The organism is Sandaracinus amylolyticus (assembly GCF_000737325.1).
Taxonomy (GTDB): Bacteria; Myxococcota_A; Polyangia; order Polyangiales; family Sandaracinaceae; genus Sandaracinus; species Sandaracinus amylolyticus.
In genome coordinates, this window is the sequence record NZ_CP011125.1 from 8837451 (window position 1) to 8854272 (window position 16822).

Here is a 16822-nt window from a genome sequence, read left to right on the forward strand (position 1 = left end):
GCTCCGCCGGCGCTTCGCCATCCGAGCGCGCGCGCGATCACTCCTCGGTCGCTGCGGGCTCCGCGGGCACCGGCACGGTGCCGAACACCAGCCGATAACCGCCCGGCGCGGGAAGGCGCGCCTCGATGCGGCCGTCGGTCCACGTCGCGTCGACGAGCTCCCAGCCGCTGCACAGGTTCGCGACGTTCGGCAGCGGATCGAGGCCCTCGCGACAGATCGTCGCCTGCTCCATCGCGAGCACGAGGCGCAGGTTCGCGCGCCCGGGATCCCGCGGCTGTCGCAGCGACACGACGACCGGGCTGCGCGTCGCGTTGATCGCGCCGTCGAACGAGACGATCGGGCCCACGCGGCGGAAGCCCTCCGCGACGTGCGCGGGGTTCAGCGCGGCGCGCGCCGTGGCGACGCGCATGCGGCGCGCATCGCCGATCGGCAGGCCGGCGGGGACGAACACGCGGAAGCCGCTGCCGAGCTCGAAGGTCATGCCCGCTTGACCGACGGCGGCGGTCGCTTCGTCGCGCCCGCGCGTCGTGGGCGGCTCGGCGGGCGCGGCGGCGGTCTCGTCGTCCGCGTGGTCTTCCTGCGCACGCGACTGCGGCGCAGCGAGCGCGAGCAGGAGCGAGAGGGTCGCGAGGGCGATGACGGATGGACGCATCGACATGGCGTGGCCTCCAGAGGTGGTCGATTTCATGTAGCGCAAACTCGCATCAGCGCGCGGCGAGCACGCTCACGACGATGCCCGCGAGCACGAGCGCGAAGAACGCGCCCGTGGAGCCGAGGAAGCGTCGATGGACGGCGTGGCCCGACTCCTTCCAGGTGTCGCGCGCGTAGAAGCGCCAGCCCTGGAAGAACAGCGCGCCGAGCGAGACGTCGTCGCGGCGATGCGGCAGCAGCAGCAGCGCGTGCACGGCCGCGCTCAGCCAGGCGAGGAACGCGAGCGCACCGATCCCGATCGCGAGGAGCTGGGCCATTCGCACAGGGTATCCGAGCTCACTCGACGTCGCGCGGGGGCGCGACCTCGAGCGGGCGCGGCGCGAGCACCGTGATCGCCCCCGGCGCGTCGGCGGGATGCGCGATCACCGCGAGCCCCTCGAGCGTGCCGTGCACCGACCAGCGCAGCGGCAGCGGGAGCACCGCCGCCACACCCGCCTCCATCGCGGGCAGCGTGACGCGCACGAAGCGCGGCTCGCGACGCGCGACGTCCAGCGCGCCGCGATCGCGCACCAGCTGGAGGAGCGCCTCGTCGGCCTCGACGCCCGCGGGGAGCTGCAGGTCGACCACCACGCCGCTCGGGATGCGCTCACGCGCACGCACCGTGAGCTCGAGCGCGGCGACGTCGCCGGCGTCGCCGGGATCGCCGTCGAGCGAGAGCTCGATCGGCGCGCGATCGATCGCGCGGAACGGCAGATCGAGCACCGTCTCGGCGCGCGCGATCACGTGCACGCCGGGCCCGCCGCGGCGCAGCGAGACGTCGACATCGCGCGCGTGGTCGATCGGGATCACCGCGATTCCATTCGTGAATTCGACAGCGTACGAGCGACCGTTCGCGACCAGCGCGAGAGAGGGCGCATCGCCGGCGCCGAGCACGCCGTAGCTCGCGGCGGCGAGCATCCAGAAGAGCGGCTCGCCGCCGCGCCGCGCGATCACGTGATCGCGATCGAGCGCGCCCGCGACGAGGCGCACCGCGAGCTCGCTCTCGCCGAGCTGATGCGCGGCGAGCGCGAGAGCGAGCGTCGACGAGAGCTGCTCGAAGCCGCTGTCGCGCGGCTCGCGCGTGCGCACCACGAGACCACCGCCGCTCTCGACGTCGACGACCGCGGCGCGGGCGCGCTCGAACATCACGCGTCCGTACGCGTCGCGCGGATCGGCGAGCAACAGGCCCGCGGCGAGGCGCGCGAGCACGACGGGCTCCTCGGGCACCCGACGCAGCGCGCGTCGGATGCGGGTGCGAAGCTGCGCCGCGTACGCGCTCACCGGATCGAGCTCGGCTTCTTCGGCATCGGCAGGATCGGGCACGCCTGCGGCGGCGAGCGCGACGAGCTGCTGCGACCACGACGCGAGGTCGTCGCTCGAGGTCGACTGCAGCGCCCAGCGCGCGCGCTGCAGCGCGGCGGCCGCGTCGTCGTCCTCCTCGGCGAGCGCGGAGAGCGCGACGATCGCGCATGCCGTCGCGACCGCGCGATCGTGGCCGGTGAACGATCCGTCGGGCTGCTGCGCCGAGAGAAGTCGCGCGCGCAGCTCGGGATCGATCGGTGCGCCCGCCATCGTCGCTGCCCAAGCGAGGGTCGCCGCGTCGTGCTCGCGGCGCTCGACGAGATCGGGATCGCGATGCAGCGCGCTCGGGTGCATCACGACGACGCGCGCGATCGCGCGCGTCGCGCTCGCGGGCTGCTCGAGGCGCGTCTGCCACTGCTCGCGGAAGAGCGCGGTCGCGCTGCGCACGCGCCACGGATGCAAGCCGGCGTCGACCGCCACGCGCCAGCGCACGGTGCGGATCGGCTCGTTCGACTCGCTGAGCGTGATCGTCGCCTCGCCCGCGCCGATCGCGGTGCCGCGCAGCTCGATCGTGATCGCGCGCGCAGTGCCCGCGGGCAGCGCGAGGGACTCGCTGGTGCCCTCGATCGGCGCAGCACCGCCCACCGTGATCGCGAGCTGGCGATCCTGCGGCGACGCGTTCGTCACGACGAGCGACAGTGACACCGGCTCGCCCGCGCGCAGCCGCGCCGGCATCGCGCCGGTGACGATCAGGGGCGCACCGAGCCGCGCGCGTGCCTCGGCGAGCGCGACGCTGCCCTCGGGCGTGAACGCGACCACGAGCGCGCCCCAGGTGCGCGGCTCTTCGTCGATGTCGAGCGCGACGCGCTCGCCGAGCGTCACGATGCGACCGCCCGCGCCGACGCCGGGCTCGGTGGGACGGCGCAGCGCGAGCGGCTCGGGATCGACCTCGAGCTCACCGGGGAGATCGTTCCAGAGGCGCGCGCCCTGTTCCTGCGCGGCCGCCGCGGGCTGCGAGGGCACCGCGCCGACCGAGACCGGCACGATGCCGCCGTGCTGCAGCAGCTCGATCGTCGCGCGACCGAGCTCGGCGCCGCGCAGCCGCGCGACGAGCGCGTCCTCGCCGACCGCCTCGGCGTAGGGCGAGCCCGAGGGCAGCACGCGCGCGCTGGGATCGGCGACGTCGTCGCCGTTGCCAGGAATCCCGTCGGGCCCGCTCGAGAAGAGCTCCCATCCCGGCAGGGGCGACCACGCAGCGAAGCGCGCACGACCGGTGATCGCGCGCAGCACGAAGGGGCGGCCCCACGCGTCCACGAGCTCGCGCGCCGGGATCTGCCCAACTCCGTCGATCCACATCGAGGAGAGATGACGCAGCCAGGTCGAGGGATCGCCGAGGCGCGCCCACGGTAGGTCGAACCCGTTCGACTGCACGAAGCGGCGCAGCGCGACCATCAGCCGATAGAGCCGCTCGCGCGTGATGCGCGCGGCGACGCGATCGTAGGTGAACGCGGGATCGACACGACGCAGCTGCTCGATGGTGAGCGGCTCGCCGCCGAGCCCGGTCGCGCCCTCCGCGCCGAGATCGCCCGAGCCCTCGAGCGCGGCGAGGATCTGCGCGTTGAAGTCCCAGCGCCCGTTCGTCTGCACCGCGACGTCGTCGATGCGCCCCGGGACCGCGCCCGCGACCTGACGCTCGATCGCCGAGAACACGAGCGCGAGGCGCCCGGTGAGGAAGCGCGACTGCGCGCGCCAGGGATCGCGCAGCAGTCCCTGCGCGACGGGATCGTCGGGCGTGGGCATCGGGATCGTGCGTCCTTCGCGGAGCACGAAGGGCGCGCCCACGTCGATCGGCGTCGCCGCGGAGAGCGCGCCTGCGATCAGCGCCGGGCTCGCGGTCGCGGGCTCGGTGCGCAGCGTCGCGAGCGGGCCGAGCGCGTCGTGTCGGATCGTCTGCGCGAGCGCGCGCGCCTCGTCGAGCGGCAGCGCGATCGTCCACGCGCGCGCGGTGATCACGTCGGACGTGGTCGACGCGGTGCGGAGCCCGCTCGCGTCGAGCGCCGCATCGATCGCGAGCGGTGCGCCGGCCTCGGCGAACACCAGCGCGCTGCCGCCGCGTACCTCGCGTCCCTCGATGATCGGGCGCGCGCGCACCAGCAGCGGGCCGGCGACGTCCTCGGGGATCGGGAGCTCGATGCGGGTCTCGCCCGGCGCGAGCACGCGCGCTGCCACCGCGTGCTGCAGGCCGCTCTCGACCGCGAGCACCGACACCGCGATCGGCGCGCGCGCGACCGACGCGGCGCGCGCGATCTCGAGACGCAACAACGCGCCGCTGCGCACCCGCACCTCGTCGGCGCGCACGCGCGCGGTGCCGTCGGCGTCGAGCGGAAGGCACACCTCGCGCTCGAACGCGCGCGGACCATCGCCGACGCGGATCGTCACCGCGGCCTGCGCGTCGCCGCCACAGTGTCCGCTCGCGTCGTTGCCGGTGATCGAGACGTCGAACGTCGCCACGCCGCTGGCGTCGGTGGTCGCGGTGCGCTCCGCGCCGAGCCGTGGCCCCGAGATGCGCACCGGCACGCCTGCGCTCGCCGCGCGTCCTTCGAGATCGACGACGCGGACGAAGATGCGCCCGCCGAGCTCCGGGATCAGCGCGCCGCCTTCGACCGCGAGCGACGCGACGTGATCGACGCGCGACACCCGCACCGTTGCCTGACCGTCGCCGCGCCCCAGGCCTTCGCGCGTGACCGTCGCGTGGATCGTCGCGTCCGACCACGCGCCGCCGATCGCCGGCGCGCGCCACGCCATGCGCGTGCGGCCCGTCGCGTCGGTGCGCGCGGTGCGACCGGGATCGTCGTGCTCGAAGCCCGAGAGCTCGACGAGCGCGTTCGGCACCGGACGCCCATCGGGACGCCGCGCGACCACGTCGACCGCGATCGCGGCGCCGGGCTCGATCACGCGGCGCTCGGGCGCGATCGACACCAGCAGCGCAGGCGCAGCCGGCTCGGCGACGAGCGCGCTCGCACGCGCGCTCACCACGTTCTCCTCGGCGTCCTCGGCGCGCGCCTCGATGCTCACCTGACCGACCACGTCGCGACCCACCGCGAAGACGTGCGCGAAGAGGCCCGCGGCGTCGGTGCGCACCACGATGGGCGCGCCGAGCGGATGATCGTGTGCGTCGCGCGCGACGAGGCGCACCTCGACGTTCGCGATCGCACGCCCGGTGCGCGCTTCGCTGAGACGACCGAACGCGTGCACGCGTCCTTCACGCGGCACCTGAGCGCGCGCGACCCAGAGCTGGATCGCGCGAGGCTCGGTCACGCGGACCGTGAGCTCGAAGCGGCGCACCACACCGCGCGAGAGCACGCGCAGCACCACCGGGAACGCGTCCGGCGCGTCCTCGGGAATCGCGAGCTCGAGCGTCGCGCGGCCCGACGCGTCGGTCCGCATCGGGACCGTCGGAGCGCTGGGATCGAGCGCGGTGGTGAGCTGGATCCCGGCGTCGGCACCGGGGCGCAGATCGCTGGTGCCGATCACCTCGTACGCGGTGAGCAACCACCGCAGATGCCCGCCGCGCGGCGCGCTGAGCGCCCCTTCGAGCCCGAGCTCGAGCCCCTGGATCTCGGCGCCGCGCAGCGACGTGCGGCCCGCGCTCTGGGCGGCCGCGGAGGCGGTGAATAGCGAGATCGCGAGCAGAATCGAGATGTTACGCATCATCATCGCGCCACCTCCCACAGCGGGCGCGGCATCGGCACCGGAGGTCTGGGCTCGGGCGGCGGCGACGCGTCGGCCTCGGGCGGCTCGGGCTCGGGGCCGTCGTCGGCGATCACGAGCTCGCGCGAGGGCAGCACGCTCACCGCGCGCACGTCGGCGCGCGGCGGCGCGGCGTCGTCCCACGCGCTCGCGCCGAGGCCGCGCAGCGTGCCGCCGACCGACCAGCGGGCGCGCACCGGGATCGCGGTGAAGCCGCCGGGCGCCATCGGACGCAGGTGCAGGCGCAGCGTGGCGCCCTCGAGCTCGGGCGGTGCGGCGAGCAGCGCGGTCATCGCCTCGCGCGTGGGCTCGTCGAGCTCGGCGCCCGCGGGCAATTCGATCTCGACGATCGGTCGCGCGATCACCCGCGCGCCGCGGTTGTGCACGGTGAGCAGCGAGCCCGAGCGCACGTCGCGCGCGCCGGTCTCGCCGGTCCACGCGAGATCGAGGCGCGCGCTGCGCGCGGGCGCGACGTCCCACGGGAGCGCGTAGCGCAGATCGATCGTCGCGAGGGCGAGCGCGCCCTCGGGCAACGTGATCACGATGCGATGCGCGCCCGGCGCGCCGAGCCCGTCGAGCGTCGCGCTCGCGACGCCGCCCTCGAGCGCGCTCTCGATCGCGCGTCCGTCGAGCGTCACCGCGATCGACTCGATCGCCCCGCGCGTGAGCAGCGCGGCGGCCGCCGATGCGAGCGCGCGCACCCGAGGCGGCCATCGGTGCGCGCCGCGCGCGATGTCGGCGATGTTGCGGAGCAGCGGCATCGCGCCTTCTGGCTCGCCCATCGCGATGCGCGCGAGCGCGAGGTGCGCGGTGGGCTCGACGCGCGGCTCGATGCCGCCGTCGTCGGCGTCGGGCTCGAGCCACGCCTGATCGCCTCCGTCGGACGAGCGCAGCGCGAAGACGTGGCGCTCGGCGCGGCGCAGCATCTCGCTCGCGCGCGGATCGTCGGCGCCACGGCGGCTCAGCGCGAGCGCGGCGGCGACACGCGCCCACGTCGCGGGCGCGTCGGAGGCACGCGCGCCTTCGGCCGACGCGAGGCGGCGAAGGCGATCGACGAGGCGCAGCAGATCGTCGCGCGCGCTCGGGTGCGCATCGACGTCGCGGATCGCCGGCGCGAGCGCGACGAGCATCGCCGACGCGGGCGCGAACACCGGCATGTCGGGGCGCACGATGCGCGCGTCGCGCACCTCCTCGGGCAGCTGCGTCGCGAGCGAGCGCAGCGCGGCGGCCGCCGCGTCCTCGCTCAGGTTGGGCAGCGTCCATCCCGCCCCGAGCAGCGTCGCGAGGTGCAGCGGGTCCCAGCCGCGGAACCAGCCCTCGTCGACGCCGGGGTCGGTCGGCAGCTGCGAGAGCACCGCGTCGCGCGCGACGTCGGGCATCGGGCGGCGCGCCATCGCGAGCGCCCAGGCGGCCTGCACCGCGTCTCCATCGCTCGCCCACTCCGCGGGGTCGCCGACGATCGCGCCGCCCACCGCGACGCGCAGCTGACCGGGGCCGCGCTGCAGCGCGCGCGCGGGCACGTCGATCGTGATCTCGTCGCCGCTCCCCACGAGCTCGCGACGCTGCTCGACCACGCGTCGTGCGTCCTCGATCACCACGATCGGCCGGCGCACCGCGTCGAGCGCGGTGCCGTCCTCGCGCAGCGCGCGCACCACGATCGCGCCCTCACCGGCGGCGCGCGCACGCACCACCGCGATCGCCTCGCGCGAGTCGCCGGGCGGGATCTCGATCGGCGCGAGCGGCTCGACGTCGAGCCCTGCCGCGCCCTCGATCGTGATCTCGAAGCGCGCGCGCAGCGGCTCGGTGGTGCGATTCTGCACGCGCACCGGCAGGCGCATCAGGTCGCCGATGCGCGCGGCGGGCGGCACCGGCGCGTCGACCATCGCTTCCTGATCGACGCGGACCCTGCCGCGACCCGAGGTGATCCAGCCCGACGTGGTCCAGCCGATCGCCTCGAGGCGATACGTCGTGAGCGCGTCGGCGAGCGGGATCGTGATGCGCGCGGTGCCGCTCGCATCGAGCGCGACCTCGCCGACGAAGAACAGCGTCGCGGGGAACTCCTCGCGCACCACCGAGCCCATTGCCTGGAGGCGATCCGGCGCGACGGGCTGCGCGGGGGCCTGGGCCTGCGGTGCTTCACGCGCAGGCGCGTCTCGCGCGCGACGGCCGCGGCCACCCTCGGCGTCGTCGGCGAAGTCGTAGGCCACGCTCTCGCCGCTGGCGGCGGCGCCGCCCATCGCCTGCTGCTCGATCTCGCGCGCCATCCGATCAGCTTCGGCCTGCATGTCGGCGAGCTCGGCCTGCAGTCGGATGTCCGACTCGCTCACCGTCGCGGTCACCGGCCCGGCGCGTCGCTCTTCTTCCGCCGCGAGCCCGAGCCGTCGGTACGCGGTCACCAGCGCCTGCAGCACGCGCTCTCCCGGCGCGAGCCGCGAGAGCTGCTCCATCAAGCGGTCTTCGCCCGAGATCACCGCGTACGGCGTGCGCGCCGGCACCGCGCGCTCGAACGGATCACGCACGTCGTCGGCCGTGCCCGCGCGCCCATCGGGCCCCGGCGACGCGAGCTCGTAGTCGACCGCGCGCGACGACACGACGAGCGCGGGGCCACGCCCTCCGACGCGACGGAGCGCGAACGGCCGACCCCACGGATCGATCAGCGCGTCCGCAGGAAGCATCCCGAGCTGCACCACGCGCGCGAGCCAGCGCTCGGGCGGCTCCCCCGCCGATGCACGCAGCGCTGCATCGTCGTCCGGATTCGCGAACCGCGTGAGCGCGACCAGCAAGCGCACCAGCCGCTCGCGCGCCACACGCCGCGCGATGCGATCGAACGTGAAGCTCGGATCCGCCGCGGTGATCATCGCGAGCGTCAGCGGCTGACCACCGAGCGTGAGCGCCTGCGAGGGCGCGAGCAGGTGCATCGCGACCACGCGCTCCACCACATCGGGTCGCAGCTCCACGCGCGTGCCGCTCGTGCGCACCAGCGCATCGCGCGCGGCGCGGTCCGACCCCAGCTGCGCCACCGCGCGCTCGATCGCGTGCATCACCGGCGCGAGACCACGACGGCGCAGCTCCTCGCGCGCCGCGATCGGATCGCGCAGCACGCCGCCCGCGAGCACCGGCGCGCTGCCGGTCGGGCTCTCGTGCGTGTCCCACGGCTCCTGCACCAGCGGCGCGGGCTGCGTCACGGCGCCGTCGAGCGGCAGCGAGCTCGCGAGCGACGCGCGCACGTAGCGCTCGTTCGTCGCGTCGAAGGGCCCGCGCAGCACGTCGCGCAGCTCGCCCGCGATCCACTCGAGCGCGAAATCGCTCTCCCCACCGTGCGCCGCCTCGTCGCGCGCGAGCAGCGCGATCCACCCCCGCTCCGGCGACACGCTGGCACGCACCGCGACGTCGGCGCGCTCGCGCACCCGATGCAGCTCGCGCTCGGGCGTCACGTCGAGCGCGAACGCGTCCGCGGGACGCACGAGGATCGCGGTGATCGTGCCGCGCTCGATCAGCGCCGCGCCGAGCTCACCCATCGGGCGCGACGCATCCGCCGCCGACACCGGACGCGCGCGCACCCGGAGCACGCCCTGCACGTCGGCCGGCAACACGAGCGTCACGCTCCGCGCGCTCGCATCACCCCACGCCGCGGCGACCGCGCGATCGTTCGCGAGCGCCTCGACCAGCACCAGGCGTCCGTTCGCGCGCGGACGCCGGATCAGCTCGATCTCCACCCGCGACCCGGGCGCGACCACCGGCGTGCGCGCCCGCGCGAGCACGCCCGCCTCGAGCGCCACCCGCGCGCACACCGTCGCGAGCGTCGACGCCGGCTGGGTGCGCACCTCGACCTCGAAGCTCGTCGCGGGCTGCCCCGCGCACGCCCCACCCTGCGCGCGCGCCGCCGCACCGCGCGGCAGGCGCACCCGCACCGAGGCGAGCCCGTGCGCATCGGTGCGCGCCGTCGCGCGTCCGTTCGGCACGCCGAGCCCACGCACCTCGAGCTCCACGCCCTGCGAGATCGGCCGCCCGCGCGGGTCGCTCACCGCGAGGTACAGCTCGGTGTCGATCTCGGGCACCAGCCCGCCCGCCTCGGGCGTCGCCGCGACCAACCATCGCGTGCGCGCGAGCGTGTACGCCGCCGAGCCCACCAGCGTGCCGTGCGCCGCGTGGCTCACGCGCGCGATCACCTGCCGCGGCGCCGCGTCGCCCGCGAGGAAGCTCGGCGCGCGCGCGTCGATCACCGCGATGCCTTCGTCGTCGGTCACCAGCTCGAGCGGCGATGCGTTCTCGTCGCCGACCGTCAGCGACACGCGCGCGCCGCGCACCGGCGTGCCCGAGGGCGTCGTCACCCGCACCCGACCGCCGAGCGGCGCGCCGGGCTCGAGCACCTCGCGGTCGAGCGTGACCTCCACCGCGAGCCGCTCGACGGTGCGCCGCACGATCGTGATCGCACGCGCGGCGAGCGGCGCGCCTTCCGCCTGCGCCTGCACCGTCCATCGCCCGAGCGCCGCGCCCTCGGGGATCACGATCTCGACCGATGCCGCGCCCGACGCGCCGGTCTCGGTGCGCCGCTCCGCGACCATCGTGCCCTGCTGATCGTGCAGTCGGAAGACGATCGGCGCGCTCGGGATCGGCGCGCGATCGCGCACCGCGCGCACCAGCGACCAGACGCGCACCGTCTCGCCCGGCTGATAGCGATTGCGATCGGTCAGCACGTCGACGCCCCGCGCCGCGAGCTGCGTCATCGGGAACCGGAAGACGCGCCCCGCGATCCCGGCGCGATGCACGTGCACCTCGATCCACGGCGCCGCGAGATCCTCGAGCGGCACCGGCACCTCGATGGTCACACGTCCTTGCTCGACGCTCCGCGCGTGCGCGCGCAGCACCACCTCGCGGCCGTGCCCTACCCTTCGCTGCTGCGTGAGCGTGACGTCGAGCTCGAGCCCCGGCGTCGGGCGCAGATCGGAGAGGCCCTGGACCTCGTACGCGGTGCCGTGCAGGCGCACCATCGCGCCGCGCTCGGCGGCGGTGCTCCCGTGCAGCGCGAGCTCGTAGCCCACCGGGCTCGCGGGATCCACGGCGTCGGCGTCCTGTGCGCGGGCGAGCGCTGGGGCGAAGAGGACGAGAGCGAAGAGAAGAAGAGAGCGCGGGCTCGTGCGCATGGAGCTCCTGGTCACGCGTCGTACGACCCACGCGACGCGATTCGCCGTGGGTGCGGACCTTGGGACGCGCGAGGAGCCTATCCGTTCCACTGCGCGCGCTCGTAGTTCGCGCGCGCCGCGGAGATCAGTCGTTCGCGGCGGGCACGACCGCGAGATCCTCCGCGACGGTCATGTGGAAATGGAAGCGATGCAGCGGGTTGTGCATCAGCATCGGCGGCCCGACGTCGCTCGTCATGCCGCGCCCCTCGAACCACGCGCGGAAGTCGCGGACCAGATCGGGGTCGTTGTAGTAGATGCGCAGCCGACCGCCCGAGCAGGTCGCGAGGATCTTCGCGAGGTCGATCACGCGCGCGCGCAGCAGCTCGACCTCGCGCGCCGAGCGCTGCGCGTAGTTGTCGGGATAACGCCCGCCCCCGATGTTCTGCGCGATCATCGCGTGCTCGAGGTACAGGTCGACGTCGACGCCGCGATCGTGGGTCTGATGGCGCGGCCCCGCCGCATCGAGGTCGCCGACCGTCACCACCTCGCCGGGCCAGCGACGCTGGTACTCCGCGGCCGTCGCCGCGATCAGCGAGACGAGCCCGGGGCGCGCCCAGCGATGATCGTCGGTGGTGTTGCGCCACGTGCGCCAGAGCCCGCCCGACTCGCGCCCGGTCGGGAGCTGCCAGCGACACCGCGGATACGGCGCGCCCTCGTCGCACGCGGGATCGCGCGGGTACTCGAGCGCCGGGCGCAGGCACGCGTAGTCCTCGTCGCTCGGCGCAGCGAGGATCGCGCCGTCGGGCGCGAAGCGCGGGTCGTGCGTGCCGGCGTCCTCCGGCGTGCTCGCCGCGACCACCACACCCGCATCGGGGCTCGGCTGGTCGCGCCGGGTCTCGACCACGATCTCGCCCGCCTCTTCCCCGGCGAACGCGAGGGCCACCGCACCGAGCGCCGCCCCGACGAGCGGGAGCGCGAGCCAGACCACCGGAGGAACGCGTGCAGGACCTGCCACGACGAGGGCTGCGGGTATCGCAACGAGGCGCCCGGCGCAAGGATTCGAGCGCGACCCGAGATCGGATTTGACAGCCTGCGACCTCTCTCCAATACTCCGCCGCTACCTCGACCGTGGGGCCCAAAACTCCGCGGAAAACGAGCGAAACGGCGACGTAGCTCAGTCGGCTAGAGCGGGCGTTTCATACGCGCTAGGTCAGTGGTTCGATTCCACTCGTCGCCATCATCTCCGTGAGATCATCGAGCCCCGGCCGTGCCAGCGGTCCGGGGCTTCGACGTTCTGGCGGCTCGGCCCACCTGAGGCCGATCTCGGCGCGACGTCGCCACCGCGAAAATCGCGAGCGGCTGCGCGTCCCGGCTGGCGCGCGAGCGGACGAGCGGGAAGAAATGGAGCGCGCGACGCGGACGTTGCGCGCGAACCCCGGTGCGCTGCCCCGGGTCGAGGTGCGTGGTGCTGGTTCGGATGGACGAGCGCGGGGCCGGGGGGCCCGGCGAGCGACAGGGACGCGCAGGGTCCCATGCGACGCGCGAAGGCCTCGCGCGATCGCTGGCGCGCACCGTTCCGCTCGCATCCGCGCTGGGCGCCGCGCTCGGCTCGGCGCTCGCTGCGCTCGTGGTGCACGCGCTCTCGCTCGCCGTTCCACTCGCGCCGGTGCTGGTCACGTGGGCGGGCATCGGCGCCGCGATCGCGGGCGCGCTCGCCGTGCGCCGCGCGACGCGCCGCTTCGATGCGGTGGCGCGCTTCCTCGAGATGCGCATCGCCGCGACCAGCTCGCAAGCGCGACGCGAGCAGGACGCCACGCGACGCGAGCGCAAGCTCGCCGCGGACCTCGCGCGGAAGACCGAGGAGCTCGAGGCCAGGCTGCGCGAGCGCGCGCTGCTCTTCGAGGTGCTGCGCGAGAGCGCGAGCAGCCACGACCTCGACTCGGTGCTGCGCGCGCTCGTCGACCGGCTCGGGCCCGCGCTGCGCTTCCGCGAGGTCGCGGTGCTCATCCAGCAGGGCGAGCGGCTCGCGATCCGCGCCGCGTGGGGCTTCACCGATCCCAGCACCGTGCTCGGGCGCACGATCCGCGTCGGCGAGGGGCTCTCGGGCGAGGCGGCGGCGAAGGGCGAGTCGGTGGTGGTGCCCGACGTCGCGGCGGCGCCCGAGTACCTGGCGTTCTGGGGCGAGGTCCCGCGCACCGGCTCGTTCATGTCGGTGCCGATCCAGGTGAAGGGCGCGATGATCGGCGTGCTCGCGCTGACCCGCCCGCCGACCGATCCGCTGACCGAGGAAGAGACGCGCTACGTCGAGGCGCTCGCCGATCAGGTCGCGCTCGCGATCCACAACGCGCAGCTCTTCGAGGAGCTCGAGGCGCGCTCGACCCACGACGCGCTCACCGGGATCGCGAACCGCCGACTGTTCGAGGAGCGTCTCGCGAAGGCGCTCGCCGACTCGCGGCGCTTCGGGCACGCGGTGTCGCTGCTCGCGATCGACGTCGACCACTTCAAGAAGCTGAACGACCGCTGCGGTCATCCCGCGGGCGACGCGGTGCTCGTCGAGGTGGCGCGCGTGCTCGCGCGCGGTGTGCGCGAGGTCGACACGGTCGCGCGCGTCGGCGGCGAGGAGTTCCTCGTCGTGCTCGCGGGCGCGGACGAGCACGAGGCGGCGAAGGTCGGCGACAAGCTGCGCGCCGCGGTCGCCGCGATCGAGCTGCCGGGCACGAAGGACCAGCCGCTCGGTCGACTCTCGATCAGCGTCGGCGTCGCGAAGGCGCGCGAGGGCGAGACCGCGGAGGCGCTGGTCGCGCGCGCGGACTCGGCGCTCTACGACGCGAAGCGCAAGGGTCGCAATCGCGTCTCGACCTGGCCGCCCCCTTCCGCGTGAAACGACGTCGTCGCGTCGACCGTAGACGTGGACGTGAACGACGACGATCGGACCGCGCGTGGCCCCCGACGAAGCGCCTCCTGGTCGCAGCGCGATGCGCGCGCGCATGGGACGCTGCGCGACGTGACGAGCACACGCGCGACGAACCTGACCGAGCGGATGACCGACGCGCTCGATCGCTGTTTCACCATGGACTTCAGCACGCTGGCGCGCGTGCACGGCGAGCTCGACGAGCGCGCCATCCCCGATGCGCTGCGCGCGCTCTCGCAGCGCCATCCGCTGCTCTCGGCGCGCGTGATCCGACGCGCCGGGCTCGCGACGCAGTTCGCGCTCGGCGAGGCGCCGCCGATCGCGCTCTCGTTCCGCGACGCGCAAGACGCCTGGGCCTCGTTCTCTTACCGACATCGCGTGTGGGACGACGCCGGGCCGCGCGGCGTGCTCGATGTCGTTCGTCACGGTCCGCACGAGCGCACGTTCGTGCTCACGCTCCACCACCTCGTCAGCGACGGGCGCTCCGGTGTGATGGTGATGCGCGATCTGCTGCGTCTGCTCGGTGAGCCGGGTCGCGCGCTGCCCCCGGTCGAGTCCCCCGGACAGGCGGCGTACTACCCCGAGCCCGTGCGCGGATGGCGTCGTCTGCGCCCCACGCTCGCCGCGCTCTCCGCGATGCAGCGCCCGCCTCAGCCGGTGCGGCTGCGCCCCGACGCGCTCGCCACGCCGGACGAGAGCGAGGTCGTCGTCCGCCCGATCGTGATCGACCCCGAGCGCACCGAGGCGCTCACGCGCGCCGCGCGCGAGACCGGCGCCACGCTGCACGGCCTCGTCTCCGCGGCGCTCGCGATGGCGGTCGCGCGCGAGATGGAGCGCGGCGAGGTCGTGCTCGACGTGATGCACCCCGTCGATCTGCGGCGACGCGTGCCCGAGATGCCGCGCGACGTCGTCGGCTACTACGTCTCGTCGGTCTCGACGCGCCTGCGCACCGACCCGGCGGGCGATCCGCTCGCGCTCGCGCGCGAGGCGACGAATGGCGTGCGCCGCGCGATCGATGCGGGCGAGCACTGGACGAGCGCGCCGGGCGGCGGCGCGGTGATCGTCGCGGCGACGCAGCTCATGGGTCGCGCGCTCACCTCGTCGCTGCTCCCGAAGCACGTCTTCACCGGCGCGCTCGCGGTGACGAACCTCGGCGTGCTGGAGCAGCTCGGGCTCGAGCACGCGTACGGACCGCTCGAGGTGCGCGCCTGCGGGTTCGCCGCCGCGCCCTCGATCCTCGGCTCGCTCCTGGCGGCGGTCAGCACGTTCCGCGGCACGCTCACCATCGCGGTGGGCCACACCGTCCCGCTGATCTCGCGCGAGCGCGGCGAGCGCATCGCGGCGCACACCGAGGAGATCCTCGCGCGCGCAGCCGATCGCGCCGCGCTCTCGCTCGCCGGGTGATCTCGGCGCGCGCGGTGCGCATATGCTCGCGCTGCGAAATGTCGCGCGCGCGAGAAGAGCTCGAGGCCGTCGTCCGCTTCGCGGACGCGCTCCCCGTCGCGGTCTGGGTCGGCCGCGCGCCCGGCGGCGAGGTCGTCTACGTCAACCGCGAGTTCGAGCACATCCTCGGCATCACCCCGCCGGAGGGCGCGGCGCGCGGCAACTACGTCGGGCCCTACGGCGTGCACCTGCCCGACGGCGCGCCGTACCCCGAGGACCAGATGCCCTTCGAGCGCGTCATGCGTAGCCAGCGCACCGAGATCATCGACGATCTCGTCATCCACCGCCACGACGCGACGAAGTGCTACCTGCGCGTGCTCGCGCGACCGCTCTTCGACGACGACGGCGCGATCGCCTACGTCGTCGAGGCGTTCACCGACATCACGCGCGAGGTCGAGACCGAGCGCATGCGCGCCGAGAGCGAGCAGCGCCTGCACGCGATGCGCCGGCTCGAGTCGGTCGGCAGCCTCGCGGGCGGCATCGCGCACGACTTCAACAACCTGCTCGCCATCGTGAAGCTCGTCGCGACGCAGCTGCGCAAGGACGAGCGCGATCCCACCCGCCTCGCGCTGGTGCAGCACCTCGACGACGTCGCGGCGAGCGCCGCGAAGCTCACGCGCTCGTTGCTCGGCTTCGCCCGGCGCGGACAGCACGCCGCGCGTCCGATCTCGCTCGCCGACGTGGTCGCGCCGATCGTGGAGCTCGCGCAGCGCACCTTCGAGCGACGCATCGTCGTGCGCGCCGAGCTCGAGGCGTCCGCCGACGTCGTGCTCGGCGATCCGACCGAGCTCGAGCAGGTCGTGATGAACCTCGTGATGAACGCGCGCGACGCGCTCCCCGGGCCGGGGCACATCGTGGTGCGCACCCGGCGCGAGCACGTCCCCGAGGGCCATCCCGTGCTCGCGCCCGGCGATCACCTCGTGCTCGACGTCGTGGACGACGGCCCAGGCGTCGATCCCGCGGTGCGCGATCGTGTGTTCGAGCCCTACGTCACGACCAAGCTCGTCGGCGCGACGAAGGGCACCGGGCTCGGGCTCTCGACGGTGTACGGCGTCGCGCGCGCCCACGGCGGCACCGCGGAGATCGCCGAGACCTCCGCCGCGGGCACGACGATGCGCGTGTGGCTGCCCGCGTGCGACGTGCCGGCCGAGCGCACCACGCCCGCGACGTCGCACGTCGTGCGCGGCAGCGGCACGATCCTCGTCGTCGACGACGAGCCGCTCGTGCTCAGCATGACCGCGCACACCTTGGAATCGCTGGGCTACGACGTGATCGCCGCGGGCAGCGGGCGCGAGGCGGTCGACGCGTTCCGCGATGCGCACGACCGCATCGGCGCGGTGGTGCTCGACATGGTCATGCCGGGCATGGACGGACGCGAGACCGCGCTCGCGCTGCGCGCCATCGATCCCGTGGTGCGCGTCGTCATGACGACCGGGCTCGTGCCCACCAGCGACGACGTCGAGCCCGCCCGCGACCTCGACGTTCGCGAGGTGCTGTCCAAGCCGTACGACGAGGCCGAGCTCTCGCAGGCGGTCGCGCGCGCCCTCGCGCCGTGAGCGGATCTGCGTAAAGAACTGCGAAGCCCGGATGCAATTCGGCCGCG

At 74.6% G+C, this 16822-nt stretch carries 8 protein-coding genes and 1 tRNA gene; 4 read left to right on the forward strand and 5 right to left on the reverse strand.

What is annotated here, in order from left to right; genetic code table 11:
• Positions 1-37: 37 nt before the first annotated feature.
• From DB32_RS37235 to DB32_RS37255, 5 genes are all read right to left on the reverse strand, one after another.
• On the reverse strand, positions 38-658 hold the full coding sequence (locus DB32_RS37235; RefSeq protein ID WP_053237411.1) for a hypothetical protein: 621 nt from the start codon (positions 656-658) through the stop codon (positions 38-40).
• A 46-nt stretch (positions 659-704) separates the two neighbouring features.
• Positions 705-968, reverse strand: coding sequence for a hypothetical protein (locus tag DB32_RS37240; RefSeq protein ID WP_053237412.1), 264 nt, complete (start codon positions 966-968; stop codon positions 705-707).
• A gap of 19 nt (positions 969-987) precedes the next feature.
• On the reverse strand, positions 988-5709 hold the full coding sequence (locus DB32_RS37245) for an alpha-2-macroglobulin family protein (RefSeq protein ID WP_157069911.1): 4722 nt from the start codon (positions 5707-5709) through the stop codon (positions 988-990).
• Complete coding sequence (locus tag DB32_RS37250) at positions 5706-10802, reverse strand: MG2 domain-containing protein (protein WP_169791682.1); 5097 nt, start codon at positions 10800-10802, stop codon at positions 5706-5708. The genes DB32_RS37245 and DB32_RS37250 overlap by 4 nt, the downstream gene beginning before the upstream one ends.
• Positions 10803-11010: 208 nt before the next feature.
• On the reverse strand, positions 11011-11880 hold the full coding sequence (locus DB32_RS37255) for a penicillin-insensitive murein endopeptidase (RefSeq protein WP_157069917.1): 870 nt from the start codon (positions 11878-11880) through the stop codon (positions 11011-11013).
• 148 nt (positions 11881-12028) lie between these two features.
• On the opposite strand from DB32_RS37255, the gene DB32_RS37260 reads away from it, so the two are divergent.
• The 4 genes from DB32_RS37260 to DB32_RS47570 all read left to right on the forward strand — a co-directional run bounded on the left by DB32_RS37260 (position 12029) and on the right by DB32_RS47570 (position 16775).
• Positions 12029-12102: transfer RNA gene (locus DB32_RS37260), tRNA-Met, on the forward strand.
• 240 nt (positions 12103-12342) lie between these two features.
• Positions 12343-13746: a GGDEF domain-containing protein gene (locus tag DB32_RS37265; protein WP_053237416.1), complete on the forward strand. Its 1404-nt coding sequence runs from the start codon at positions 12343-12345 to the stop codon at positions 13744-13746.
• Positions 13747-13869: 123 nt separating this feature from the next.
• Positions 13870-15180: a phthiocerol/phthiodiolone dimycocerosyl transferase family protein gene (locus DB32_RS47565; protein WP_157069919.1), complete on the forward strand. Its 1311-nt coding sequence runs from the start codon at positions 13870-13872 to the stop codon at positions 15178-15180.
• A gap of 38 nt (positions 15181-15218) precedes the next feature.
• Positions 15219-16775, forward strand: coding sequence for a hybrid sensor histidine kinase/response regulator (locus DB32_RS47570; RefSeq protein WP_053237418.1), 1557 nt, complete (start codon positions 15219-15221; stop codon positions 16773-16775).
• The last annotated feature ends 47 nt before the right edge of the window (positions 16776-16822 follow it).